This window comes from Xanthomonas sp. DAR 34887, assembly GCF_041245805.1.
Classification (GTDB): Bacteria; Pseudomonadota; Gammaproteobacteria; order Xanthomonadales; family Xanthomonadaceae; genus Xanthomonas_A; species Xanthomonas_A tesorieronis.
The window spans coordinates 2,221,538-2,247,018 of the sequence record NZ_CP162490.1 but is presented as its reverse complement, the minus strand read 5'-3'; the positions used below and the strand labels follow the sequence as shown (position 1 = coordinate 2,247,018).

Sequence of the window (25,481 nt, the reverse complement as noted above, 5' to 3'; positions counted from 1 at the left end):
TGCTAGAGAGGCCTCACGCCCCGCTATGAAAACGTTTTCAGGATTCCTTTGCCTGGCGCTCGCGCTGGCCTGGCCGGCCTTCGCCGCGCCTGCACCTGCACCTGCGCCTGCACCCGCGACCGACCAGGACACTCCGACGCTCAGCGTGGTCACGCTGAACCTGTATCACGACAAGCTCGACTGGCCGAGTCGGCGCACCCAGATCGTGCAGACCCTGCGCGAACTGCGCCCGGACGCGATCGCGCTGGAAGAAGTGCTGCAGCACGACAAACTGCCGAACCAGGCGCAATGGCTGGCCGAGCAGCTCGGCTACGACTGGTACTTCACCAGCATCGACCCGCCCGGCGCCGCGCAGCGCTACGGCAACGCGCTGCTGACCCGGCGCCCGATCCTGGCGCGCGAACAGATCCGCCTGAACCCGCTCGACGACAGCCGCACCGCCGGACGCCTGCGCCTGGACGTGGACGGCCGCGCGGTCAATCTCTACGTCACCCACCTGCACTGGACCGAGGCCGGCGGCGCGCTGCGCGAGCGCCAGTTGCAGGACCTGCTGGCCTGGGTCGACAAGACCTCGGACGGCGCGCCGTCGCTGCTGGCCGGCGACTTCAACGCCAGCGCCGACGCGCCGGAATTGGCCGCGCTGCGCGCCGGTTACGACGACAGCTACGGCCGCCTGCACGGCGCCAAGGATCGCCGCGCCGACAGCACCTTGAACCCGAAGTTCAATCCGCCCAGGCGCATCGACCACGTGTTCTTCCAGCGCGAGCGCTTCGTGCCGGTGAGCAGCCGCATCCTGTTCCAGAAGCCCGACGCCAACGGCGTGTGGGCCTCGGACCATTTCGGCCTGGTCAGCACCTTGCGTCTGGCGCCCAGCGCCAGCGCCGACGCGCAGCGCCCGTGGACCGATCGCGCGCTGGCGCCGGACCGCCGCGCCGCGTTGCTGGTGCAGGCGATGACCCAGGACGAGAAGTTCCAGATGCTGCACAGCTACTTCGGCCTGGGCAAGGACGGCGGCCCGCTGCCGCCGGGCGCGCTCGGCTCGGCCGGCTTCGTGCCGGCGATCGAACGCCTGGGCATCGCCGCGCAGCAGCTGGCCGATGCCGGCGTTGGCGTGACCAATCCGGGCAACGTGCGCCCTGGCGACCACGCCACCGCGCTGCCGTCCGGCCCGGCCACCGCCGCCACCTGGAACCGCGACCTGGCCTTCGCAGGCGGCGCGACGATGGGCCGCGAAGCGTGGCAGCAGGGCTTCAACGTGCTGCTGGCCGGCAGCGTCAACCTGCAGCGCGATCCGCGCAACGGCCGCAACTTCGAATACGCCGGCGAAGATCCGCTGCTGGCCGGGGTGATGGTCGGCGAGTCGATCCGCGGCGTGCAGAGCCAGCGCGTGGTGTCGACGATGAAGCACTTCGCGATGAACGACCTGGAGACCGGGCGCAACACCCACAGCGCCGACATCGGCGAGCAGGCCATGCACGAATCGGACCTGCTGGCGTTCGAGCTGGCGCTGCAGATCGGCGAGCCCGGTTCGGTGATGTGCTCCTACAACCGCATCAACGGCATCTACGGCTGCGAGCACGACTACCTGCTCAACAAAGTGCTGAAGCAGGAATGGAAATTCCCCGGCTACGTAATGTCCGACTGGGGCGGCGTGCACAGCGGCTCCAAGGCGGCGCTGGCCGGCCTGGACCAGCAATCGGCAGGCGAAGTGTTCGACAAGGCGGTGTACTTCGACCAGCCGCTGCGCCTGGCGGTGGCCGGCGGCACGGTGCCGCAGGCGCGCCTGGACGACATGGTGCGGCGCATCCTGCGCGCGTTCATCGCCACCGGCAGTTTCGACCATCCGCCGCAGCGGCAGCCGATCGACGACGCCGCCGGCGGCGACGCGGTGCAGAAGGTGGTCGAGGAAGGCACGGTGCTGCTGCGCAACGAGCGCGACACGCTGCCGTTGCCGCGCACGCTGCGGCGCATCGCGGTGATCGGCGGGCACGCCGACAAGGGCGTGATCGGCGGCGGCGGCTCGTCGATGGTCGGCTACACCGTCAACGGCGGCAACGCGGTACCGGGGCTGGCCCCGACCACCTGGCCGGGCCCGGTGATGTTCCATCCGTCCTCGCCGCTGCAGGCGTTGCGCAAGGCCCTGCCGGATGCGCAGATCGACTACGCCAGCGGCGACGACGTGGCCGCCGCGGCCAAGCTGGCGCGCGGCGCCGAAGCGGTGATCGTGTTCGCCACGCAGTGGTCGGCCGAATCGGTGGACCTGCCCGACATCAAACTGCCCGGCAGGCAGGACGCGCTGATCGCGGCGATGGCCAAGGCCAATCCGCGCACGGTGGTGGTGCTGGAAACCAACGGCCCGGTGGCGATGCCGTGGCTGCAGCAGGTACCGGCAGTGCTGGAAGCGTGGTACCCGGGCATCCGCGGCGGCGAAGGCCTGGCGCGGCTGCTGCTGGGCGATGCCAATCCGTCCGGGCGCCTGCCGGTGACCTGGCTGCGCGACATGGCGCAGCTGCCGCGGCCGTCGATTCCGGGACTGGGCTTCAAGCCCGCGCAGCCGGCCGGCAGCAATGTCGACTACGCCATCGAAGGCGCCAACGTCGGCTACCGCTGGTTCGCCGCGCGCGGCCTGGAGCCGCTGTACGCGTTCGGCCACGGCCTGTCCTACACCCGCTTCGACTACGCCAATCTGAGCGTGCAGGTGGACGGCAGCACCGTGATCGCCAGCTTCGACGTGCGCAACAGCGGCGAACGCGAAGGCGCCGACGTCCCGCAGCTGTACCTGCGCCTGCCGCAGGGCCACCACACGCCGATCCGCTTGGTCGGCTGGGACAAGCTCACGCTCAAGCCCGGCGAAACCCGCCGCGTCAGCATCGTCGCCGAACCCAAGACCCTGGCCGACTACGACCCGGCGCAGCGCCAGTGGCGCATCGCCGCTGGCGACTACGAACTGGTGCTGGGCCGCTCGGCGACGCAGGCCGCGGCCAGCGTGCCGTTGCGTCTACAGGAAAGCGTGCTGCCGCGCTAGAAACTGCAGCGCCGCGTGTCTGCGTACACGCGGCGCTGAAGCCGTACGCCCTAGCATCCGGCGCATGACGCGCACGACCGCGACCCCACGACGACGGCATCGCCTCGGCTGGCTGCTGCTGGCCCTGGTGACGCATGCGGGCGCGCAAGCGCTGCCCGCCGGCCTGCCGGTGGCGCCATCGGTGCCGCCGGCGCCTGCGGCCACGCTCAGCGTGGTCAGCCTCAATCTCGAACAGGACCGCAACGACTGGCCCGCGCGCCGCGTGCGTCTGGTCGATACGCTGCAACGGCTGCAACCCGATGCGATCGCGCTGCAGGAAGTGCTGCAGACCCCCGAGTTGCCGAACCAGGCGCAGTGGCTGGCCGCGCAGCTCGGCTACCACTGCCACTTCATCAGCCCCGATCCGCCGAGCCGGCCGCAACGCCGCGGCAATGCGCTGCTGACCCGGCTGCCGGTCCTGGAGGAAGCGGAGACGCTGCTGCATCCGTTCGAGGACTACAGCGTGGCGGGCCTGGTGCGCGTGGACCTGCACGGGCAACCGGTGAACCTGTACTTCACCCGCCTGCATGCCGAGCGCGACGGTGGCGCCAGCCGCCGCGAACAGGCCGACGACCTGATGGCATGGATCGACGCCACCGCCGAGGGCGTGCCCTCGCTGCTGGCCGGCGGTTTCTACGCCGCCGCCGACGCGCCGGACCTGGCACCGCTGGCCGCGCGCTTCGGCGACAGCGACGCGCGCCTGCGCGGCGCAGGCGGCGATGCCGCGCGCAACGGCCTGGATCCGCACCTGTTCGCGCTGGCCGCGCAGGCCGACCATGTGTTCTTCGAACGCGACCGCTTCCGTCCGCTGCGCAGCGCGCGAGTTCTGCAGCGCACGCCGGGCGCCGCGCGTGGCACCGACCCGCGCGGCCTGCTGGTGGCGCTGCAGCCGCTGGATCCGCCGCCGGCAGACGCGGTGCCGCCGTTGCCGGTGCCCTGAGCGCGCGCTGCGGCGCGCGCCGTTCTACAGTTCGATGATGCCGCGCTTGACCGCGATCGCCACCGCGTGGGTGCGATCGCGCGCGCCGAGCTTGCACAGGATGTTCTTCATGTGCGCCTTGACCGTCTCCTCGGCGATCGACAGCAGCGCGGCGATGGCCTTGTTGGAGTTGCCCGCGGCCACGCTCTGCAACACCTGGATCTCGCGCGCCGACAGGCTGTCGCCGAGCAGGTGTTCGGCGATTCCCGCGGCCACTTCGGCCTGCACCTGGCGCCGGCCCTGGTGCACCGCGCGCACCGTCTCGACCAGTTCGCGGCGCAGCCCGCTCTTGAGCAGATAGCCGCTGGCGCCGGCTTCCAGCGCACGCACCGCCTGCACGTCGCCGCGCGAGGCGGTGACCACCACGATCCGCGCCTGCGGGAATTCCTTGCGCAAGGCGACGATCACCTCGATGCCGCCGAGGCCGGGCAACTGCAGGTCCAGCAGCACCAGGTCCGGACGCAGCGTGCGATAGGCCTGCAGCGCCTGCAGGCCGTCGGCGGCCTCGCCGACCACCTGCAGATCCGGCTGCGCGGCCAGCACCGCGGCCATGCCCTCGCGCAGCAGCGGATGGTCGTCGACGACGAGGATGCGGATCGGCACGGACGGCACCTCGTTCACTTCGGCTCGCTCACTTCAGTCGCTCACTTCATTTGGTTCCCGGCAGCCACCGGCGCAGGCGGCACCATAGCCGGTTTCGCACCAGTTCGCGGTAGGCGCGACGCGCCGGCAGGCGCAGATTGAGTTCGGTGCCCATGCCCGGCCGCGACCACACGTCCAGCCGCGCCTCGATGCGCCGCGCGCGCTCCTGCATGCCGGTCAGTCCCCAATGCCCGGCGCGGCCGCCGGCGGCCAGCACCTGCGGCTCGATGCCGCGGCCATCGTCGCGCAAGCGCAGCCGCAGCGCATCGCGGCCGTAGGCGATCTCGACCTCGATGCTGCTCGCCTGCGCATGCCGGAACGCATTGAGCAGCGCCTCGCGGCCGAGTTGGTACAGCTCGTCGGCGACCAGCGGCTGCAGCGGCCGCGGCGCGCCTTCGACCAGCACCCGCCGCTGCACCTGCGATTGCGCGCCCAGTTCCTCGAGCATGTCGGCGAAGGCGGTCGGCAGCGAGGGCGTGTTGCCGGCGCTGGCGCGCAGGCCCTCGACCCGGTCACGGCCCTGCTCCAGCGCCTGTTCGGCGCGATCCAGCGTGCTCTCCAGTTCGCGCCGCAATGGCGCCTCGGCCGGCAACGTGCCCAACGCCGCGTGGGTGCGCAGGATCAGTCCCTGGTAGCCCTGCAGCAAGGTGTCGTGCAGCTCGCGGGCGATGCGTTCGCGCTCCTGGTAGCGCTCCTCCAGCCGCAGTCGCAGCCGCGTGGCCAATTGGTGCATGCGCAGAAGATAGAGCGCCGACAACGCCAGGATCAGCGCCAGCGCGCACAGCAGCCAGAACGCAGGGGTCTGCACGAAGCGCGGCGCGATGCGGAAGCGCAGCGTGGCGCCGCGCGTGTTCCAGACCCCGTCATTGTTGGCGGCGATCACCCGGAAGCGATACTGCCCGGGGCGCAGATTGGTGTAGAACGCCTCGCGGCGCGCGCCGGCCTCGCGCCAGGTGTCGTCCACGCCATCCAGGCGGAAGCGGAAGCGCATGCGTTCTGGCGAGGTCAGGCTGGTCGCGGTGTAGGCGATCTGCACCCGCGTGGTGCCCTTGGGCAGCAGCGGCGGCGCGTCCAGCGGCATCGGCCGCTCGTTGCCGAACAACGCACGCACGAACACCTGCGGCGGCCATGGGTTGCGCCACAGGCGCCGGGTGTCGATCCAGGCCAGGCCCTGGCTGGTGGCCAGCCAGACCAGGCCGTCGCCGTCGCGCGCCGCAGTGCCGCTGCGGCTGGCCTGCACCGCCAGGCCGGGCAAGCCGTCGGCGGCACCGTAGTAGGCCGGTTGCAGCGTCGCCGCGGCGGCGCCGAGCGCCGCGTCGAGCTGGCGCCGGCCGATCCGCGTCACGCCCACCGCGCCGTTGAGCCACAGCTCGCCGTCCTCGCTCTCGGCGATGCCGGTGATGCCGCGCAAGCCCGGCGCGCGCGACGGCGGCAGCGTCGCGAAACGCGCGCCCTGCCATTGCGCGATGCCCAGTTCGCCAGCCACCAGCAGTGCGCCGGCGCCGGCATGGATGGTATTGATCCGTCCGACCTGCACGCCCTCGCCGGCCGCGAACGTGCGCACCCGTTCGCCCTGCAACTGGCGCACCTCGCCGGAGGCGTAGCCGAACCAGTAGCGGCCCTGCGCGTCCTCGGCGATCGCGGTGCAGGTCGCCAGCGGCAGCTGCGCCTGCCGCGCCCACTGCCCGTCGCGGTAGCGGAACACGCCGTGCTCGGCGACCGCGACCCAGGCATCGCCCGCGCGGTCGGACAGGAACGCGCGCGCCTGCCGCGGCGCGAACCCGGCCGGCAACGCGACCGTCTCGCGGCGTCCGTGGCGCAGGCGCTCGATGGCGTCGGCGCCGAGCACCCAGCCGCTGTCGTGCAGCCGCGCATATTCCTGCGCCAGCGGCGCGCCGCGCAGCAGCCGCTCGGCCGCGGCGCGGTCGGCGCGGAACATGCCCTGCGGATCGGAAACCAGCACGCTGCCGTCGGGCTGCGCATGCACTTCGACCTCGCCGGCCTGCGCGCCCGGCTGGCCTGGCAGCGCCATCACGTTGCGTTGGCGGTAGCGATTCAACCCAAGCGTGCTGCCGACCCAGACATTGCCTTCCTTGTCCTCCAGTACCGGCGCGGCGTAGTCCGAAGCCAGCCCGTCGCTGCGGCGGAACCGCTCCACCCGCGGCGCCTGCGGATCGTCCAGCACCACCCGCACTGCGCCACGCGCATCGAAGTCGGACAGCCACAGGCTGCCGTCGCGGGTGAAGCCCATGCGCCGTGCCGCCAGGCCGCGCAGCGCCGGCGCGGCGACCTGCGCCGCCGCCGGCAGCAGGGTGCCGTCGGCCGCGGCGATGACACGGGTGCCGCCGCGCCGGTCCGACAACCAGATGCGGCCGTCCGGGCTTTCCGCCAGCACCGCGTACAGCATGGTGGCGATGCCGGTCGGCTCGAAGCGGCGCGCGCCCGGGCGCAGCCGCAGCACGCTGTCGCCGCTGCTCACCCACAGCACGCCGCGGCGGTCGCGCAGCAACCAGTCGGCGCGCGCGGACGGATATCCCCAGTCGGCACCGATATGCTGCCAACGGCGGCCATCGAAGCGCGCCAGCCCGGCCCAGGTCGCCGCCCACAGCGCGCCCTGCCCGTCCGTGTCCAGCCGCGCCACCGGTCCGGCCGGGAAGCCCTCGGCCGCGCCGTAGTTCTGCACCCGGTCGCCTTGCAGCAGGCTGGCACCGCCATCGAAATAGCCCAGCCACATGCGCCCGTCCGGCAGCACGGTCAGCGCGGTCACGTTCTGCGACAGCAGGTGCGCGCCCTGCGCCGGCTCGCGGCGCTCGAAGCGCTCGCCATCGAAGCGGTACAGGCCGAAGCCGGTGGCCATCCACAGATAGCCGTCGCCCGACTGCGCCAGCGCCCATACGTCCGCCGGCGCGCCCTGCTCCACCCGCCAAGCGGTGTTGTGCAGCGGCGTGGGCCGCAACGGCGCCGGCGTGGCCGCGACTGGCGTCGCCGCGAAAGCCAGGCCGAGCACCAGCACGGCACCCGCCCAAAGCCGTCTTCGCAGACTTCGCACTGCGCTTTCTCTCGCTCGCAAAAAGGAAAAAACCGGATTTTCGGCGGCTGCGCCGAACCCGCCAACACCCCGATCGAGGGATGTTGCGCTGCCCCGAATACGGCTAGGCCGGCGTGCTGCGCCGGCCTTAGCCTGAGGGCCATGCAACGACTTTACTCCATGTTCCCAGGCGGCAGCGCCGGACTCGGGCTGCTGGCCCTGCGCCTGTTCGTGGCGCTGAGCCTGTGGCCGTCCACCGCCAGCGGTGCCTGGGCAGCGCCGCCGCACTGGCATTGGGCGGCACTGACGCTGGCATTGCTGACGGTGGCCGGCGCGCTTACTCCGCTCGCCGCCGCGCTGGCCTGCGCCGTGCCGGCGCTGGCGTTGTGGCAGGGCACGACCGCGGCCGGCAGCGCGCTGCTGGCCGTGCTGCCGGCGCTGGCATTGGCGCTGCTCGGGCCCGGCGCCTATTCGCTCGACGCGCGCTGTTTCGGCCGGCGCCTGCTGGTGTTGCCGCGCGAACCGGGCAAGCCCACGCAACGGAATCCCCCGAACGGGTGAGCATCCGCTCTGCCGGAATGGGGTGGCCGCGCTGCGACGCCGGCAGCAGCATGGACAGGTCCCGGAAATGCATCCACGCGCATGCCGCAGGCGCCAGCCGAGATCGCGCGCATGCGTTTCCGGCGCTTCCCAGGAGACACGCCATGCCCCACCCCCACGCTTCCGCCCCGCGCTCCACCGCCACCGATCGCCCGCCCGCCGGCGCCGCCGGCAAAGGCCTGCGCCCGTGCGCACTGGCCCGCGCCCAGCGCTACATCGACCACCATCTGGCCGAGCGCATCGGCCTGGCCGACATCGCCAACGCCGCCTGCGTCAGTCGCTACCACTTCGCGCGCATGTTCCGCCTGAGCACCGGCCACAGCCCGATGCAGTACCTGCTGCAGCGGCGCATCGAACGCGCCCGGCAACTGCTGCTGAGCGGACGCCACTCGGTCAGCACCGTGGCCTACGAACTCGGCTTCTTCGACCAGAGCCATTTCGTCAACAGCTTCCGCCGCGTCACCGGCGCGACCCCGGGCTGGTATGCGCGGCACAACCGCGACAGCGCCGGCGCCGATAGGCCGGGCGCGGTATCGGACAACGACGCCGAGCGCGTGTCCGGCGCCGCCAGGCTGTGCCTGCCGGCCGCCTGAGCGCACAAAACGAAAGGCCGGGCGAACCCGGCCTTCCGATCAACGGCGCTGTTGGCGCGATCAGGCGATCGCGGCGTGATAGCGGCGCTCGACTTCGTTCCAGTCCACCACGTTGAAGAACGCGCCGATGTAATCCGGGCGGCGGTTCTGGTACTTCAGGTAGTAGGCGTGCTCCCACACGTCCAGGCCCAGGATCGGGGTGTTGCCCTCGAACAGCGGGCTGTCCTGGTTGGCGGTGCTTTCGACCACGATCTTCTTGTCCGGGGTCACGCTCAGCCACGCCCAGCCGCTTCCGAAACGGGTCAGCGCGGCCTTGGTGAAGGCTTCCTTGAACTTGTCGAAACCGCCCAGCTCGCTGTCGATCGCCTTGGCGACGTCGCCGACCGGCGTGCCGCCGGCGTTGGGCGCCATCACCGTCCAGAACAGGGAATGATTGGCATGGCCGCCGCCGTTGTTGCGCACCGGGCCCTGCAGGTTCTCCGGCAGCGACTTCAGCTTGGACACCAGCGTCTCGACCGGCAGGTCGGCGTACTCGGTGCCTTCCAGCGCGGCATTGACGTTGTTGATGTAGGTCTGGTGATGCTTGGTGTGATGGATTTCCATCGTCTGCGCATCGATGTGCGGTTCCAGCGCGTCGTAGGCGTAAGGCAGCTTGGGGAGGGTGTAGGCCATGTGGTTCTCCTGGACTTTCGCCCGCCGGAAGGACGGACGTTGCGTGATGAATGGTAGGGACGACCGGCGACCATACCAAGACCGGCGTTGGGGAAACATCGTCCCATCGCGCAGCGGCGGCGGCGGCCGACGCCGCGGATCGGCGGCTACCATGCGCCAGCACCCGGTTAGTCGAATGTGAATCGCGTGTTGCAGCAGCGCCCGCAGCGCCGCTGCGATGCCGGGCCGGCATTGCTTGCGCGTGGTTAAGAGCACGAACAGCCACGCTCGCCCATACTGTGCCGTTGCTGCGCCGGAGCGCGGCGCCGCCGTTCTCGCTGGAGCTTTCCCCGATGCGCAAGCCCGTCTTACTGATCGCCGCGATCGTGCTGCTCGCCGCCGGGTTGTGGGGCATCCGCGCATTGCAGCAACCGCCGCATCCGCAGTTCGCGCCCTCGCTCACCAATCCCGCTCCGCTGTCCGCGCCTGCACCGGCGCAGCCGCCGGCTGCCCCGGCCGCGAGCGCGGACGCCACGTTGCCGGCGTTCCTGCCGCCCGAAGCGCGCACCACCATCGCCCTGATCCAGCGCGGCGGCCCATTCCCGCACCGCCAGGACGGCAGCGTGTTCGGCAACCGCGAAAACCGGCTGCCGTCACGCCCGCGCGGCTACTATCGCGAATACACCGTCGACACGCCGGGGCTGGAGCACCGCGGGACGCGGCGCATCGTCACCGGCGGCACCCCGCCGGACGTCTGGTACTACAGCGACGACCACTACGCCAGTTTCCGCAGTTTCAGCATCGCCTCCGGGAGGCCGTCGCCATGAAAACCTTCAATTTTTCCCTGAATCTCGCCGAGCCGGCCGCCTCGGGCGTCTACCGCGTCGCCAACGGCGACCTGGACAGCATCGCCGCGCTCGGCCGCGATGCGGGCCTGCGGCTGTGCCGGATCGACCTGCAAGGCTGCAGCAGCAAGCCGATGCTGCTGATGCGGCTGGCCGCGCAGCTGGACTTCCCCATCGGCTTTGGCCGCAACTGGGATGCATTGATGGACGGCCTGCGCGACCTGTCGTGGCTGCCGGCCAAGGGCGGCTATGCGCTGCTGCTGGAAGACGCGGCCGAGCTGCAGTCGGTGGCGAAGAAGGAGTTCGACGTGCTGCTGGAACTGCTCGACGACGTGGCCAAGGAATGGGCCCAGGACGGCATCGTCTTCGTCGCCTTCGTCGGTCTGCTGACCGGTGACGAGGCCGAATACGATGAGCACGACGGCCAGCGCGAAGATTTGGATCGAAACGACGGACAGCAAGCCGCTTCGCGCTGAGCCAAGGCCGGCAGCGCAATTGCGCGACTGGCGCCTCTTCGCCACTGCAGTCCCCCGGGGCAAACCAGACGCGCCGGCCACGAGCTTTTGTAGGAGCGGCTTCAGCCGCGACAAACGCGCTGGCGAAGTCGCCCCGACAGGGTCGCGTCGGGACTGAAGTCCCTCCCACAGTGCACCCGGCGCACTGGCCGCGCGCCTTTGTAGGAGCGGCTTCAGCCGCGACAAACGAAATGGCGAAGTCGCTGCAACCGAATCGGGTCGAGTCAGAAATCCCTCCCACAGTGCACCTGCCCAACTCGGCGCGAGCTCCCTGTGGGAGCAACTTCAGGGCGCTTCTAATAACCCCCAAAAGCATGTCGATGCACTTGCGAGACGCCGACACGCACAGCCCGCAGGTTCGGGCATCGATACGTTCGCGATGCCATGGAGCGGCAAAGGCGCATTGACGGTGGACTTGGTGGCGTCGCGGCCGCGTTTTTCATGGACGCCTTGGCATCATGGCCACTTCGTCCTCCTGTCGCGGCTGAAGCCGCTCCTACAAGAGCACGGCACGCATGTGTAGGAGCGGCTTCAGCCGCGACAGAAAAAAGGAACACGCCATCGCCTCGCGCAGCGTGCAGCTTCCGGAATGGAGTTGTTAGAGGCGCCCTTCAGTCGCGACGAGCGAAGCGGTGGGCTCTCCGGCTTCGGATGCCGTCGGGACTGAGATCCCTCCTACAGTGCACTCGGCCATCCAATGGCTAGCACCTGTAGCAAAAACCCGGCACCACCAAGCGCCGCTACGCATCCAGCTCGCTCCAGCGGGCATAGGCCGCGTCCAGCTCGGCCTGCGCCTGGGTCAGCGCCTGCGTATGCGCGGTCACCGCCGCCGCATCGCGCTGATAGAACGCAGGCTCCGTCATCGCCGCGGTCAATGCCGCGACCTGCTGCTCCAGCGTCTCGATCCGCGCCGGCAACTGCTCCAGTTCGCGCGCGTCCTTGTAGCTGAGCTTGCGCTTGGCCGCCGGTGCAGCGGCCGCTGCCGCCGAGGGCGCGGTTGCCGCCGCGGTCGCCGACGCCTTGGCCACCGCCATCGCGCTGGCCGGCGGCGCGGCGCGCTGGCGCACCCAGTCGCTGTAGCCGCCGATGTATTCGCCGATGCGGCCATCGCCTTCCATGACCATGGTCGAGGTGACCACGTTGTCGATGAAGTCGCGGTCGTGGCTGACCAGCAGCAAGGTGCCGGTGTAGTCGCCGAGCAGCTCTTCCAGCAACTCCAGCGTCTCCACGTCCAGATCGTTGGTCGGTTCGTCCATCACCAGCAGGTTCGACGGCTGCGCGAACAGCCGCGCCAGCAGCAGGCGGTTGCGCTCGCCGCCGGACAGGCGGGTGATCGGCGCGCGGGCGCGCTCCGGGGTGAACAGGAAGTCCTGCAGATAGCCGTGCACGTGCTTGCGCTTGCCGTTGACCTCGATGAAGTCGCGGCCCTCGGCGACGTTCTCGATCGCGCTCCAGTCCTCGCGCAAGGTGGCGCGGTACTGGTCGAAATAGGCCACCTGCAGGTTGGTGCCGGTGCGCACCTCGCCGCTGTCCGGGGCCAGCTCGCCCAGCAGCAGCTTCAGCAGCGTGGTCTTGCCGCTGCCGTTGGGGCCGATCAGGCCGATGCGGTCGCCGCGCAGGATGGTGCTGGAGAAATCGCGCACCATGGTCCGTGCGCCGAAGGCGAAGCTCAGGTCCTTGGCCTCGATCACCTTCTTGCCCGAGGACTCGCCCTGCGCCGCTTCCATACGTACGTTGCCGCCGAGCTCGCGGCGCTGGGTGCGATCGCGGCGCATCGCCTCCAGGCGCCGCACACGGCCTTCGTCGCGGGTGCGGCGGGCCTTGATGCCCTGGCGGATCCACACCTCTTCCTGCGCCAGCAGCTTGTCGAAGCGTGCGTTTTCCTGCGCCTGCGCATTGAGCCGCTCCTCGCGGCGGCGCTCGTAATTGGCCCAGTCGCCGGGCCAGCTGCTGACCTGGCCGCGGTCGATCTCGACGATCCGCGTCGCCAGGGCGCGCAGGAAGCGCCGGTCGTGGGTGACGAACACCACGCTGCCGTTCCAGCCCTTCAGGAACACTTCCAGCCAGTCGATCGCCTCGATGTCCAGGTGGTTGGTCGGCTCGTCGAGCAGCAGCAGGTCCGGCGCCGACACCAGCGCGCGCGCCAGCAGCACGCGCCGCTTCATGCCGCCGGACAGGCGCGCGAACTCCGCGTCGCCGTCCAGGTCGAGCCGGGTCAGGGTCTCGCTGACCCGCTGGTCCAGCGCCCAGCCGTTGGCGCCGTCGATCTTGGATTGCACCGCGCCCAGCGCATCGCCGTCGAACTCGGCGGCATGGCTGAGCCGATGGAACTCGGCCAGCCAGTGGCCGAGCTCGCCCAGGCCATCGGCGACCACATCGAACACGCTGCCGGCGGCGCCGTGCGGCACTTCCTGCTCCAGCCGCGCGATGCGCACGCCCTGCTGGACGCGGATCTCGCCGTCGTCGGGCTTGAGCTCGCCGGCGATCAGTTTCATCAAGGTCGATTTGCCGGCGCCGTTGCGGCCGATCAGGGCGATACGCTCGCCCGGTTCGATCGACAGTTCGGTCTTTTCCAGCAACAAGGGGCCGCCGACGCTGTAGTCGACGTTCTGCAGAGTGATGAGAGGCATTGGGCTATTGTACGTGGATGCGCCCTTCGCCGAACCCGAACGCGTCGCCGGCCCCGCGCAGCGGCCACCGCCGCCGCACGCTGCGCATCCCGATGGAGCGGATCGAGGCGCAGTTCGGCGCCGGCAACATCGACGACGCCTGCGACGCGCTGATCGAACTTCTGCATGCGGGCTGCGGCGACCAGGGCTACCGGGTGGACACCGAACTCGACATCCACCACCCCAATCCCTGGTTCCATCGGTTGCTGCTGCACCTGGACGACGGGCCGGCGGATCTTGCGCCGAGGGCCGGCGCAGTGACCGGGATCGCCGAGACCAGCTATCGCGCCTTCGTGCGCAAGGTGGCCGAACTCGGCCTGGCGCCGGAAGCGGATTAGGGCGGTCGGCAACCCGCTAGACTGCGCCCTCCCCGCGCCTGGAGCTGTCCGCTTGTTCGCCGTGCCCCCGCTCCGTCGCCGTCCTGCTGCGGCCGTCTGCCGGATGCCGTCTCGGCGATGACGGCGCTCGTCATCCTGCCAGGCCTGGACGGCACCACGGCCCTGCTGAGCGCCTTCGCCGCCGAAGCCCGGCGCTACTTCGCGCAGGTGACGGTGGTGGCGTATCCGAGCGACCGATCGGCGACGTACGCGGAGCTGGAGCAACTGGCATGGCAGTCACTGCCGCAGCAGCGCTTCGTCCTGCTCGGCGAATCGTTCTCCGGCCCCGTCGCCCTGTCGATCGCCGCGCAACGCCCGGCTGGATTGGCCGGTCTGGTGCTGTCCACCACCTTTGCCCACAACCCGGTCCCGGTGCTGGCGCCGTTCGCGGCGCTGACCCGCCTGGCGCCCACGCATCGCCTGCCCATGGCTGCCTTGCGCTGGTCGCTGCTGGGACGCTGGTCCACGCCCGAGCTGGAAACGCAACTGATACGTGCGCTGCGCCGGATCGCACCTGCGGTGCTGCGCGAGCGCGCGGCCAGCGCGCTGCGCGTCGACGTCAGCGCTCGCCTCGGCGACGTCGCCGTGCCGACCCTGTACCTGCGCGCCAGTCACGACCGGCTGATGCATCGCTCGGCAGGCACCCTGATCCTCGCCGGCATCGCCGGCGCCCGGTGCATCGAATTGCCCGGTCCGCACCTGCTGCTGCAGACCGCGCCTGCCGCCAGCGCACGCGCCATCGCCGACTGGCTGGACACGCTGGGCTGAGCGCCACCAGCGGCGACACGTGTTGCGGGAGCGGTTCCTGGCGCCTTTCCAGGCTTCACCACGACAGGCCTCACCGGACTGCCTGTCGCGGCTGAAGCCGCTCCTACGAAGGCAACGCGCGACTCCCTGCGTCGCAGGAGCAACCAATCCCGGATCCCCACTCCCGAATCCCGGCCGTTCAATGGCTAAAATGCCGCATGAACGATTTCGCCACCCTGTCCCTCTCCCCGGCGCTGGCGCCGGGCATCGACGCGCTCGGCTACACCACGATGACCCCGGTGCAGGCGCAGAGCCTGCCGCCGATCCTGGCCGGCCAGGACGTCATCGTGCAGGCGCCCACCGGCAGCGGCAAGACCGCGGCGTTCGGCCTGGGCCTGTTGCACAAGCTGGATCCGGCACTGACCCGCGCGCAGGCGCTTGTGCTGTGCCCGACCCGCGAACTGGCCGACCAGGTCGGCAAGCAGCTGCGCAAGCTGGCCACCGGCATTCCCAACATGAAACTGGTGGTGCTGACCGGCGGCATGCCGCTGGGTCCGCAGCTGGCCTCGCTGGAGGCGCACGACCCGCAGGTGGTGGTCGGCACGCCCGGCCGCATCCAGGAGCTGGCGCGCAAGCGCGCGCTGCATCTGGGCGGGGTGCGCACGCTGGTGCTGGACGAAGGCGACCGCATGCTCGACATGGGCTTCGAGGAGCCGATCCGCGAGATCGCCAGCCGCTGCGCCAAGCACCGCCAGAGTCTGCTGTTCTCGGCCACCTTTCCCGAGGCGATCCGCACCCTGGCGCGCGAGCTGCTGAAGGAACCGGTGGACATCACCATCGAAGGCGCCGACAGCGCGCCGGAGATCGAGCAGCAGTTCTTCGAAGTCGACCCCACCTACCGGCAGAAGGCGGTGGCCGGACTGCTGCTGCGCTTCACCCCCGAATCCAGCGTGGTGTTCTGCAACACCCGCAAGGAGGTCGACGAGGTCGCCGGCTCGCTGCAGCAGTTCGGCTTCTCGGCGCTGGCGCTGCACGGCGACATGGAACAGCGCGACCGCGACGAGGTGCTGGTGCGCTTCGTCAACCGCAGCTGCAACGTGCTGGTCGCCAGCGACGTGGCCGCGCGCGGGCTGGACGTGGAAGACCTGGCGGCGGTGCTCAACTACGAACTGCCGACCGATACCGAAACCTACCGCCACCGCATCGGCCGCACCGCGCGCGCCGGCAAGCATGGCCTGGCACTGAGCCTGGTGGCGCCGCGCGAGCTGGCGCGCGCGCAGGCGCTGGAGGCCGAACAGGGCCAGCCGCTGCGCTGGTCGCGCGCGCCGCTGGCCACCGCGCGCCCGGCGCAGTTGCCGCAGGCGGCGATGGTCACGCTGCGCATCGACGGCGGCAAGACCGACAAGCTGCGCGCCGGCGACATCCTCGGCGCGCTGACCGGCGACGCCGGCCTGTCTGGCGCGGCGATCGGCAAGATCGCGATCTACGCCACCCGCTCCTATGTCGCCATCGCCCGCGAGCACGCAAGCCGGGCGCTGGCCCAGCTGCAGGCAGGCAAGATCAAGGGCCGCCGGTTCCGGGTCGGCAAGCTGTGACCGCGCTGGCGCAGATCCTGGATTCGCTGGAGGAAGACGAGGACGGCAGCGCCTGGAGCGCCGCGGTGCCGGTGCGATGGCTGCGCCACGACTGCAGCTTCGTCCTCGAGGACTATGCCGCCGATGCGGCGCAGGCCGACTTCGGCGCCGCCATCGCCGCGTTCCTGCGCATCGACCAGGCGGTCCTGGATGCCGCCGCGGCGGACGTGTTCGCCTACTACCGGCGCATGCACGCGGTGTACGCGCAACACGGCCTGCCCTCGCCCCACATCGACGGACCGGCACAGGTCTGGCAGCACGTCCAGTTAGGCAGCGAGGCCTATGCCAGCCGCTACCGCGACGGCCGCATCCGCATCAGCCTGGAATGCAACTGCGATTGGGAACAGGAACACGGACTGCAACTGGTGTTCACGCACGAAGGCCGGATCTGCAAGGTCGGCCCGTTCGATGGGCACCTGAGCCACGCCGACGCCTATGCCGACCCCAGCCTGGAAACGGTGGTCTATCCGCACTGACGCAGCGACGTGGCGCGGCCACGATCGCGACCTGGGCCTGCGAGCACGTTGCCGCGACGGCCGGTCGCCCATCAACGATCGGCCCAAGGCGTACGGGACGTCGGTGCTTCGCGCTCGACGGGCTCAGCGCAGCCGCACGAACCGCGACCACTGCCGCGGATATGCCCCGCCCGCGCCGCGCCGGCTGCGGCGCAGATGGATCGGCAGCGCCAGCGCCGCGCACAGCAGCAAGGCCAGCGCCAACCAGGCGCGCAGCTGCGCCGGCGGCTGGAACAGCACCGCATACAGCAGCAGGGTCAGCGCCAGCAGCACCGGCGTGGTCCTGCCGCTGGCGTAGACACAGCGGCCGAGGCGCGATGCGGCGATCGCCGCCATGCCGCCCGGCCAGATCGCCACCAGCAACGCCGAAACCAGCTTGGCCGACGCGAATGCGGCCGCCGCGGCCAGCAGGAGCGTTTGTCCGTTCATCGTGCCACCACCCGTCGCGTCGCATGCAGATCGCATGCGCAAGACGGTAAGCCGTGCAGTTCGCCGGCGAATGCGCGCGGTTGACACATTCAGCCGCGCAACGACATCACTGCCTCGGCGGCGCGCGTTTGCCTGCGGCGCCATCGGCGCATCCGTCACGATCGCTTTCGAAGCCCGGCAACTGGACAGCTCCGCTCATCGCGACTGAAGGGCACCTCTAATAACCCCCAGAAGCATGGCGATGCACGTGCGAGATGCCGATACGCCCAGCCTGCAGGTTCTGGCATCGATATGTTCCAGATGCCATGAGTGGCAAAGGCGCATTGGCAGTAGACGGTGGCGTTGCGGCCGCGTTTTTCATGAACGCCTTGGCATCACGGCCACTTCGTTCTCCTGTCGCGGCTGAAGCCGCTCCTACACATGCGCGCCGTGCTCTTATAGGAGCGGCTTCAGCCGCGACAGAAAGGAGGAACACGCCATCGCCACGCGCAGCGTGCGGCTTCAGGAATGGAGTTATTAGTGGTGCCCTGAAGTCGCTGGCACAAGGGCTCGTGGCGAGCCGGCTGGGTGCACTGTGGGAGGGACTTCAGTCCCGACTGCCACCGAGGCGGGATAGCGTCATGGCTTCGTTCGCCGCGGCTGAAGCCGCTCCTACAGGGAAACTGCCGCGGTAGCCAGTCGCCATCGCCATGCGCGCCGGACCGCGCCCGCGCGCGACGCCGGCCATCCGCCCCCCGGTTCGCGCTAATAGGCCAGTGTCGCCAACAGTGGCACTGCATCGCTCCAGCGCTCGCGCCCCTGCAGCGCCTGCAGTTCGATCAGCACCACCGCGCCGACGATCTCCAACTGCAGTTGCCGCGCCAGCAACAATGCGGCGCGCAAGGTGCCGCCGGTGGCGAGCACATCGTCGACGATCAGCACCCGCGCGCCGGCGGGCAACGCGTCGGCGTGCATCTCGATGCGGTCGCTGCCGTATTCCAGCGTGTAGTCCTGGCTCACCGTCCTGCCCGGCAGCTTGCCCGGCTTGCGGATCGGCACGAACCCGGTGCGCAGTTCGTGCGCCAGCGCCGCGCCCAGGATGAAGCCGCGCGACTCGATGCCCAGCACCGCGTCCAGCGGCGTGGTGCGCCAGGGACGCGCCATCTCGTCCACCGCCGAGGCGAAGTCCGGGCCGTCGGCCAGCAGCGGGGTGATGTCCTTGAACACGATGCCAGGCTTCGGGAAATCGGCGATATCGCGGATGCGGCCGGACCAGTGGGCCGGTGCGTCGCCGGGCGCGCCGCAGCAGGAGGAATCGTTCATCGGGGCATCGCAGCGTGAGAAGGCGCTCATTTTAGGCGCAATGCGGCGCCGCGCAGCGGCACCGCATCGCCCGTCTACGGCCTACCCGGCCTGCGCGTCCGCCGCCCGGCCATGCAGCAGGCGCCGCACCAGCACGAAGAACAACGGCACCAGCAGCACCGCCAGCAGCGTGCCCGAGAGCATGCCGCCGATCACGCTGACGCCGATCTCGCGGCGGCTGGACGCGCCGGCGCCGGTGGACAGCGCCAGCGGCAGCACGCCGGCGACGAACGCCAGCGAGGTCATCACGATCGGCCGCAGGCGCAGTCGCGCGCCTTCCAGCGCCGCCTCCAGCAGCGGCCGCCCGGCGCGCTGCTCGGCTTCGGCGAACTCCACGATCAGGATCGCGTTCTTCGCCGACAGGCCGATCGTGGTCAGCAGGCCGACCTGGAAATAGATGTCGTTGACGAAGCCGGCCAACGTGGTTGCGGTGACCGTGCCGAGCACGCCCAACGGGATCACCAGCAACACCGCCACCGGAATCGACCAGCTCTCGTACAGCGCCGCCAGGCATAGGAAAATGAACACGATCGAGGCGGTGTACAGCCACAGCGTCTGGTTGCTCGACAGCTGCTCCTGGTAGGACAGGCCGCTCCACTGCAGGTCGAAGCCCTTCTGCTTGGCGACCAGCGCCTGCATCCGCTGCATCGCCTCGCCGGAACTGCTGCCGGCCGCGGCGCCGCCCTGGATCTGCGACGCTGGCAGGCCGTTGAACCGCTGCTGCAGCTGCGGCCCACGGGTCCAGTGGGTGCTGGCGAAGCTGGCGAACGGCGCCATCTGCCCGTCCTTGCCGCGCACGTACCACTGGCCGATGTCGTCCGGCAACGCGCGGTACGGCGCATCGCCCTGCACGTAGACGCGCTTGACCCGGCCGCGGTCGACGAAGTCGTTGACGTAGCTGCCGCCCCACGCCGTGGACAGCGTGGAATTGATGTCGCTCTGCGCCAGGCCCAGCGCGCTGGCCTGGGCCTGGTCGATGTCCACCTGCAGCTGCGCCTTGTCGCCCAGCCCGTTCAGCCGCACCGCGGTCAGCTGCGGATCGTCGCCGGCCTCCTGCAGCACCTGCTGCTGCGCCTTCAGCAGGGCCGGACGGCCGGCGCCGTCGCTGTCGCGGATCCACAGCTCGAAGCCGCTGGACTGGCCCAGGCCACGCACCGCCGGCGGCGACAGCACGCTGATCTTGGCGTCGGCGGTGCCGCGGAAATACGCATTGGCGCGATCGATGATCGCCTGCGCGGTGTTGTCGCGATTGCGCTCGCCCCACGGCTTGAGCGCGACGAAGGCCTGGCCGGCGTTCTGCCCGGTGCCGGCGTTGTTGCGGCCGATCACCATGAAGACCGCGGTGATGTTGTCCTTCTCGTGGGCCATGAAGTACTGGTTGATGCGCCGGCCCAGCGCCTCGGTCTTGGCCAGCGGCGTGCCCTCGGGCGTGGTGAACTGGATCTGCACCTGGCCCTGGTCTTCCACCGGCAGGAAGCCGGTCGGCATGCGCGCGTACAGCGCGACCATCGCCAGCACGATCACCACGTACAGCGCCATCCAGCGCCGCGGCTGCCGCAGCAGCGTGCCGAGCCGGCGCTGGTAGGCGTGCTGGCTGCGCTCCACGCCGCGGTTGAACCAGCGGAAGAAGCGTCCGAGCTGGCGTTCCTTTTCCACCGGCTTGAGCAGGGTCGCGCACAGCGCCGGGGTCAGGGTCAGCGCGACCAGCGCCGACAGCGCCATCGCCGAGGCGATGGTGATCGAGAACTGGCGGTAGATGATGCCGGTGGAACCGCCGAAGAACGCCATCGGCAGGAACACCGCGCCCAGCACCACGGTGATGCCGATCAGCGCGCCGGTGATCTCGCCCATCGACTGCTCGGTCGCCTCGCGCGGCGGCAGATGCTGCTCGTGCATGATCCGCTCGACGTTCTCCACCACCACGATCGCATCGTCCACCAGCAGGCCGATCGCCAGCACCATCGCGAACAGGGTCAAGGTGTTGATGGTGAAGCCGGCCGCGGCGAGGATGCCGAACGTGCCCAGCAGCACCACCGGCACGGTGATCGCCGGGATCAGCGTGGCGCGGCCGTTCTGCAGGAACAGGAACATCACCACCACCACCAGCACGATCGCCTCGACCAGGGTGTGCACCACGCCTTGGATCGAGATCCGCACGAACGGCGTGCTGTCGCGCGGGTAGGCGACTTCCATGCCCGGCGGGAAGGTCGGCTTGAGCCGTTCGATGGTGGCGCGCACCGCATCGGACGTGGCCACCGCGTTGGCGCCGGAGGACAGCGTCACCGAGAAGCCGGACGCCGGATGGCCGTTGAGCGTGGCGCTGTTCTGGTAGTTCTCCGCGCCGATCTCCACCCGCGCCACGTCGCCCAGGCGCACGCTGGAACCGTCGGCCTGGGTGGCCAGGATGATGCCGCGGAACTGCTCCGGGGTCTGTAGCCGCGATTGCGCGGTCACCGTGGCGTTGAGCGCCTGGTCGGCGCCGGTGGGCAGCGCGCCGAGCTCGCCGGCGGTGACCTGGGTGTTCTGCGCCTCGATCGCGCTGCGCACGTCGCCGGGCATCAGGTTGTAGGCGTTGAGCTTGTGCGGGTCCAGCCAGATGCGCATCGCGTACTGCGCGCCGAACACGTTAATCTCGCCGACGCCGTTGATGCGGCTGATCGGATCCTGCAGGGTGCTGATCAGGTAGTCGGAGATGTCGACGTTGTCCATCCGGTCGGTGCTGTCGTACAGCGCCACGGCCATCAGGCTGTCGCCCTGCGACTTGGACACGGTCACGCCCTGCTGCTGCACTTCCTGCGGCAGGCGGTTGAGCGCCTGGTTGACCGCGTTCTGCACCTGCACCTGGGCGATGTCGGGATTGGCGGCCTGGTCGAAGGTGATGCTGATCCGCGCCTGCCCGGACGAGGAACTGGTCGAGGAGAAGTACAGCAGGTGGTCGATGCCCTTGATCTGCTGCTCGATCACCTGGGTGACGCTGTCCTCCACCGTCTGCGCCGAGGCGCCGTTGTAGGTGGCGGTGACGTTGACCCCGGGCGGGGCGATGTCCGGATACTGCTCCACCGGCAGGGTGAACACGGCGATGGCGCCGGCGGCCATGATGCAGATCGCCAGCACCCAGGCGAAGATCGGGCGGGCGATGAAGAAGCGCGCGAGCATGCCGGCTCAGCCCTGACCGGCGGCGGCCGCGGCCGGCTTGACCGTCACCTTGGCGCCGTCGCTGAGCCCCTGCCGGCCTTCCACCACCACCCGCTCGCCGGGCTTGAGCCCGTCGCCGACCAGCCAGCGGTCGCCGACCGCGCGCAGCGTGGTGAACTGGCGCTGGCGCACGATGTTGTCGCTGCCCACCACCCAGGCCTGCGCATCGCCGCGCGGGGTGCGGTCCACCGCCGCCTGCGGCACCAGCAGCGCCTGCTGGCGGACGCCCTGGCCGACGATCGCACGCACGTACATGCCCGGCAGCAGCTGCGCGTCGGGATTGGGGAAGCGCGCGCGCAGGGTCACGCTGCCGGTGGTTTCCTCCACGTCGATGTCGGCGAACTGCAGCGTGCCCGGCAGCGGATAGTCGCTGCCGTCGGACAGCTTCAGCCGCACTTCGGCGGTCGCCGGCTGCACCCCGCCGTCGGCGATCGCGCGGCGCAGCGCCAGGAACTGGCTGCCGGACTGGGTGATATCTACGTTCATCGGGTCCAGCTGCTGGATCTTGGCGATCGCATCGGCCTGGCTGGCGGTGACCAGCGCGCCCGGGGTCACCCGCGCGCGGCCGATGCGGCCGCTGATCGGCGCCTCCACCGTGGCGAAGCGCAACTGGGTGCGCGCGGTATCCAGCGCGGCGCGGTTGGCGTCGCGGCTGGCCAGCGCTTCCTTGTAGGTGGCCTGGGCGTCGTCCACGTCCTGCTGCGCGGCCAGCCGGGTCTTGCCCAGCTCGCGATAGCGCTCGGCGCGCAGCTTGGCGGTCGCCAGCGTGGCCTCGGCGGTGGCCAGGTTGGCCTGCGCCTCGTTGGCCGCCGCCTGGTACAGCACAGGCTCGATCTGGAACAGCGGCTGCCCGGCGCGCACCATCGCGCCCTCCTCGAACAGCCGCTTGCGCAGGATGCCGCCGACCTGCGGCCGCACTTCGGATTCTTCGGAGGCGGCGGTACGCCCGGCCAGTTCCGCGCTGAGCGCCACGCTTTGCGGCTGCAAGGTCACCACCCCCACGGTCTTGGCCTGCGCCGGCGGCGCGCTGCGCTCGCCCTTGCAACCAACGAGCGTGACGAAGGCGACGGACAGCAGCAACGACAGCGCGCGGCGGGAACGCTGGACGAAAGGCGCGGGCATGCGCTTGATCCTGGAAGCTGGGGGGAGGATCATTTAATTTACTTAAAGACAAATAAATAAGCATGAAGGATCGCACAATCGTCCGCGTCACGCCGCCCCGCGCCATTGCGGCGACGGCGGAAACGCAGGCGATTGCGTCGGCCGGCCGCCAACGCGGGCGGCCGGCGCTGGCGCGGCCGCGGTTGCTGCATGCCGCCCGCGAGCTGCTGCTGGAGCGCGGCCTGGATGTCTCGCTGGAGCAGATCGCGCTGCATGCCGGGCTCACCCGGCAGAGCCTGTACAACCATTTTTCCAGCAAGGCCGACCTGCTGATGCAGGTGTTCGAGGCATTGAACGAAGAACTGCAGGCGCAGCTGGAGAACATCGGCGATGCGGCCTCGCAGGACCTGCCGCGCGCGCTGCAGCAGATCGCGCTGACCGTGCAGGCGCACCTGTACGCGCCGTCCTCGCTGCGCCTGCACCGGCTGCTGGTGCAGGCCAGCGCGCAGATGCCGGACCTGCTGCAATCGATGCATCAGCGCCGCACCGGGCGCCTGCGCCAGCGCCTGAGCGACCTGCTGCAGATGCTGGACGCGCGCGGCGACGTGCGCGTGGCCTCGCCCGTGCTGGCCGCCAGCGCCTTCATCGGCGCGGCGATCGGCTACGCCTACCCCGGCGCGATGCTCAACGGGCAGGCCCCGGATCTCGACGGCCAGCAGGCGCTGGCATCGGAAGTGGTGACCAGTTTCCTCGCCGCCTGGCAGTATCGCGCCGCGTCGCCGCGCTGACGCCCGCCGGGCCGGTCGAGGCGAATCGGACATTGCGGCGACGCCGAGCTTCTGCTGACGGCGCTTCAACACCGATGTCTTTAGGCGAACGGCTGGGGCCAAAGCGCCCGCTGCAGTGCTTCGCGGATCAGGAGCTGCACGACAGCATCGAACAACCGGCGCGCTCGCGCGCCCAGTCCGGGCGCCGCGCCGCGAACGCCTCGCGTCCCGGCTGCTCGTCATAGGGCCGTCGCATCACGTCCAGCAATTCGGCGATGCCGTCGGCGTCGCCCTGCTCGGCACGGTCGATCGCCTGCTGCGCCAGGTAATTGCGCAGCACGTAGCGCGGGTTGGCCGCGCGCATCTTCGCCACGCGTGCGGCCGCCGGCAGCGGATCGTCGCGCAGCCGCTGCGCATAGCGCGCCAGCCAGGCGTCGAATGCCGGCGCCTGCGCGGCAAGCTTGGCCGGGTCGTAGAACGCAATGGCCAGGTCCGTCAGCGTCGGCAGCTGCTCAGCGCTCAGTCCGCGGAACCACAGGGTCATGTCCACCTCGCCCTGCTGCAGCAGGTGCAGCAGATCCTGCATCAGCGCCAGATCGGTCTCACCGCATGCGGCCAGGCCAAGCTTGCCGGCGATGTTGTCGCGTTCGGCCTGGGCGTAGGTCTCGCGAAAACGCGCCAGCCCAGCCTGCAGCGGCGCGACGTCGTCGAACAGCGGCGCCAGCGCCTGCGCCAGCCGGGTCAGATTCCAGTGCGCGATCTGCGGCTGGGTGCCGAAACGGTAGCGGCGGCCCTGTGCGTCGGTGGTGTTCGGCGTCCAGTCCGGATCGTAGTCGTCGATCCAGCCGTAAGGGCCATAGTCGATGGTCAATCCCAGGATCGACATGTTGTCGGTGTTCATCACCCCATGCACGAAGCCGACCCGCATCCAGTGCGCGATCATCGTCGCGGTGCGCGCGCAGACCTCGCCGAACCAATCGGCGTGACGCGTCGCGCCGGTTGCGCGCAGCGCGGGGAAATCGCGATCGATCACGAAATCGGCCAGTTGCCGCAGCAAGCCCGTCTCGCCACGCGCGGCCAGCAACTCGAAACTGCCGAAGCGCACGAACGACGGCGCCACCCGGCATACCACCGCGCCCGGCTCGGCGCGCGGATGGCCGTCGTAGAACATGTCGCGCACCACCCGCTCGCCGCTGGCGACCAGGCTGAGCGCGCGCGTGGTCGGAACGCCGAGGTGATGCATGGCCTCGCTGCACAGGAATTCGCGGATCGACGAGCGCAGCACCGCACGGCCATCGGCGCCGCGCGAATACGGCGTGCGCCCGGCGCCCTTGAGCTGCAGTTCCCAGCGCTGCCCGTCCACACCCAACGCCTCGCCCAGCGCGATCGCGCGGCCATCGCCGAGCTGACCGGCCCAATGCCCGAATTGGTGACCGCCGTAGTTCGTCGCGTACGGCCGCATGCCTGGGTAAAGCGCGTTGCCGGCGAAGACCTCGGCGAACCGCGGCGCCAGCACCTCCTGCTCCGACAAGCCGAGCATGGCCGCCATCTCGCGCGAATGGGCCAGCAACCGTGGCGCAGCCACCGGAGTCGGCGCGACCTCCGACCACAGCGCGCCTAGCACCTCGCGCAGGCGCGGTCCGTGCTCGGGATCGCCCGGCAGCTCGGCGGTAAAGCGGTTGTCAAAGCGCAATGCAGGCATGCGCGCCAGCTTACAGCGCCCCTGCTAGCGGGAGATGAGCTGGGTGTGAGGGCGCGGCGCGAAGCGTCTCGCTGCGTTTGGTGCGCG

At 70.3% G+C, this 25,481-nt stretch carries 20 protein-coding genes; 11 read left to right on the top strand and 9 right to left on the bottom strand.

Annotated elements, in window-relative coordinates; genetic code table 11:
- Window positions 1-25 precede the first annotated feature (25 nt).
- Together AB3X08_RS09550 and AB3X08_RS09545 are read left to right on the top strand one after the other, a co-directional pair.
- Entirely contained in the window at window positions 26-3,025 is a 3,000-nt protein-coding gene (locus AB3X08_RS09550) for a glycoside hydrolase family 3 C-terminal domain-containing protein (protein WP_369937872.1), read from the top strand.
- A gap of 64 nt (window positions 3,026-3,089) precedes the next feature.
- Entirely contained in the window at window positions 3,090-4,004 is a 915-nt protein-coding gene (locus AB3X08_RS09545) for an endonuclease/exonuclease/phosphatase family protein (protein WP_369937870.1), read from the top strand.
- 24 nt (window positions 4,005-4,028) lie between these two features.
- On the opposite strand, the gene AB3X08_RS09540 is transcribed toward AB3X08_RS09545, so the two are convergent.
- Window positions 4,029-4,595 (bottom strand): response regulator, encoded by a 567-nt coding sequence (locus AB3X08_RS09540; RefSeq protein ID WP_369938500.1) that lies wholly within the window; start codon window positions 4,593-4,595, stop codon window positions 4,029-4,031.
- Between the two features lie 97 nt (window positions 4,596-4,692).
- Window positions 4,693-7,692 (bottom strand): sensor histidine kinase, encoded by a 3,000-nt coding sequence (locus tag AB3X08_RS09535; protein WP_369937869.1) that lies wholly within the window; start codon window positions 7,690-7,692, stop codon window positions 4,693-4,695.
- A gap of 183 nt (window positions 7,693-7,875) precedes the next feature.
- On the opposite strand from AB3X08_RS09535, the gene AB3X08_RS09530 reads away from it, so the two are divergent.
- Window positions 7,876-8,274, top strand: coding sequence for a hypothetical protein (locus tag AB3X08_RS09530; RefSeq protein WP_369974768.1), 399 nt, complete (start codon window positions 7,876-7,878; stop codon window positions 8,272-8,274).
- A 143-nt stretch (window positions 8,275-8,417) separates the two neighbouring features.
- The gene (locus AB3X08_RS09525; RefSeq protein WP_369937866.1) at window positions 8,418-8,906 is read left to right on the top strand and encodes a helix-turn-helix domain-containing protein; all 489 of its coding nucleotides are present in this window, start codon (window positions 8,418-8,420) and stop codon (window positions 8,904-8,906) included.
- A 60-nt stretch (window positions 8,907-8,966) separates the two neighbouring features.
- On the opposite strand, the gene AB3X08_RS09520 is transcribed toward AB3X08_RS09525, so the two are convergent.
- Window positions 8,967-9,578 (bottom strand): superoxide dismutase, encoded by a 612-nt coding sequence (locus AB3X08_RS09520; protein ID WP_369937865.1) that lies wholly within the window; start codon window positions 9,576-9,578, stop codon window positions 8,967-8,969.
- A gap of 332 nt (window positions 9,579-9,910) precedes the next feature.
- On the opposite strand from AB3X08_RS09520, the gene AB3X08_RS09515 reads away from it, so the two are divergent.
- Together AB3X08_RS09515 and AB3X08_RS09510 are read left to right on the top strand one after the other, a co-directional pair.
- Window positions 9,911-10,384: a ribonuclease domain-containing protein gene (locus tag AB3X08_RS09515; RefSeq protein ID WP_369937863.1), complete on the top strand. Its 474-nt coding sequence runs from the start codon at window positions 9,911-9,913 to the stop codon at window positions 10,382-10,384.
- Window positions 10,381-10,878 (top strand): barstar family protein, encoded by a 498-nt coding sequence (locus tag AB3X08_RS09510; RefSeq protein WP_369937861.1) that lies wholly within the window; start codon window positions 10,381-10,383, stop codon window positions 10,876-10,878. Before AB3X08_RS09515 ends, AB3X08_RS09510 begins: the two co-directional genes overlap by 4 nt.
- Before the next feature lie 779 nt (window positions 10,879-11,657).
- Here AB3X08_RS09510 and AB3X08_RS09505 read toward each other — a convergent pair.
- Window positions 11,658-13,547, bottom strand: coding sequence for an ATP-binding cassette domain-containing protein (locus tag AB3X08_RS09505; RefSeq protein ID WP_369937860.1), 1,890 nt, complete (start codon window positions 13,545-13,547; stop codon window positions 11,658-11,660).
- Between the two features lie 17 nt (window positions 13,548-13,564).
- Here AB3X08_RS09505 and AB3X08_RS09500 point away from each other — a divergent pair, with 17 nt between their 5' ends.
- The 4 genes from AB3X08_RS09500 to AB3X08_RS09485 all read left to right on the top strand — a co-directional run bounded on the left by AB3X08_RS09500 (window position 13,565) and on the right by AB3X08_RS09485 (window position 16,820).
- Complete coding sequence (locus AB3X08_RS09500; RefSeq protein ID WP_369937858.1) at window positions 13,565-13,924, top strand: hypothetical protein; 360 nt, start codon at window positions 13,565-13,567, stop codon at window positions 13,922-13,924.
- A 117-nt stretch (window positions 13,925-14,041) separates the two neighbouring features.
- Window positions 14,042-14,731, top strand: coding sequence for an alpha/beta fold hydrolase (locus AB3X08_RS09495; protein ID WP_369937856.1), 690 nt, complete (start codon window positions 14,042-14,044; stop codon window positions 14,729-14,731).
- Window positions 14,732-14,928: 197 nt separating this feature from the next.
- Window positions 14,929-16,305: an ATP-dependent RNA helicase DbpA gene (dbpA, locus tag AB3X08_RS09490; RefSeq protein ID WP_369937855.1), complete on the top strand. Its 1,377-nt coding sequence runs from the start codon at window positions 14,929-14,931 to the stop codon at window positions 16,303-16,305.
- Window positions 16,302-16,820, top strand: coding sequence for a DUF6985 domain-containing protein (locus AB3X08_RS09485; RefSeq protein ID WP_369937853.1), 519 nt, complete (start codon window positions 16,302-16,304; stop codon window positions 16,818-16,820). Before dbpA ends, AB3X08_RS09485 begins: the two co-directional genes overlap by 4 nt.
- A gap of 123 nt (window positions 16,821-16,943) precedes the next feature.
- On the opposite strand, the gene AB3X08_RS09480 is transcribed toward AB3X08_RS09485, so the two are convergent.
- From AB3X08_RS09480 to AB3X08_RS09465, 4 genes are all read right to left on the bottom strand, one after another.
- Entirely contained in the window at window positions 16,944-17,288 is a 345-nt protein-coding gene (locus tag AB3X08_RS09480) for a hypothetical protein (RefSeq protein WP_369937851.1), read from the bottom strand.
- A gap of 744 nt (window positions 17,289-18,032) precedes the next feature.
- A complete protein-coding gene (locus tag AB3X08_RS09475) occupies window positions 18,033-18,590 on the bottom strand; it encodes an adenine phosphoribosyltransferase (RefSeq protein WP_369937849.1) in 558 nt (185 codons plus the stop codon).
- An 81-nt stretch (window positions 18,591-18,671) separates the two neighbouring features.
- Window positions 18,672-21,785, bottom strand: coding sequence for an efflux RND transporter permease subunit (locus tag AB3X08_RS09470; RefSeq protein ID WP_369937847.1), 3,114 nt, complete (start codon window positions 21,783-21,785; stop codon window positions 18,672-18,674).
- Between the two features lie 6 nt (window positions 21,786-21,791).
- On the bottom strand, window positions 21,792-22,946 hold the full coding sequence (locus AB3X08_RS09465) for an efflux RND transporter periplasmic adaptor subunit (protein WP_369937845.1): 1,155 nt from the start codon (window positions 22,944-22,946) through the stop codon (window positions 21,792-21,794).
- A gap of 62 nt (window positions 22,947-23,008) precedes the next feature.
- Here AB3X08_RS09465 and AB3X08_RS09460 point away from each other — a divergent pair, with 62 nt between their 5' ends.
- Window positions 23,009-23,713 (top strand): TetR/AcrR family transcriptional regulator, encoded by a 705-nt coding sequence (locus AB3X08_RS09460; RefSeq protein ID WP_369937843.1) that lies wholly within the window; start codon window positions 23,009-23,011, stop codon window positions 23,711-23,713.
- A gap of 127 nt (window positions 23,714-23,840) precedes the next feature.
- On the opposite strand, the gene AB3X08_RS09455 is transcribed toward AB3X08_RS09460, so the two are convergent.
- The gene (locus AB3X08_RS09455; protein ID WP_369937842.1) at window positions 23,841-25,394 is read right to left on the bottom strand and encodes a protein adenylyltransferase SelO; all 1,554 of its coding nucleotides are present in this window, start codon (window positions 25,392-25,394) and stop codon (window positions 23,841-23,843) included.
- Window positions 25,395-25,481 lie beyond the last annotated feature (87 nt).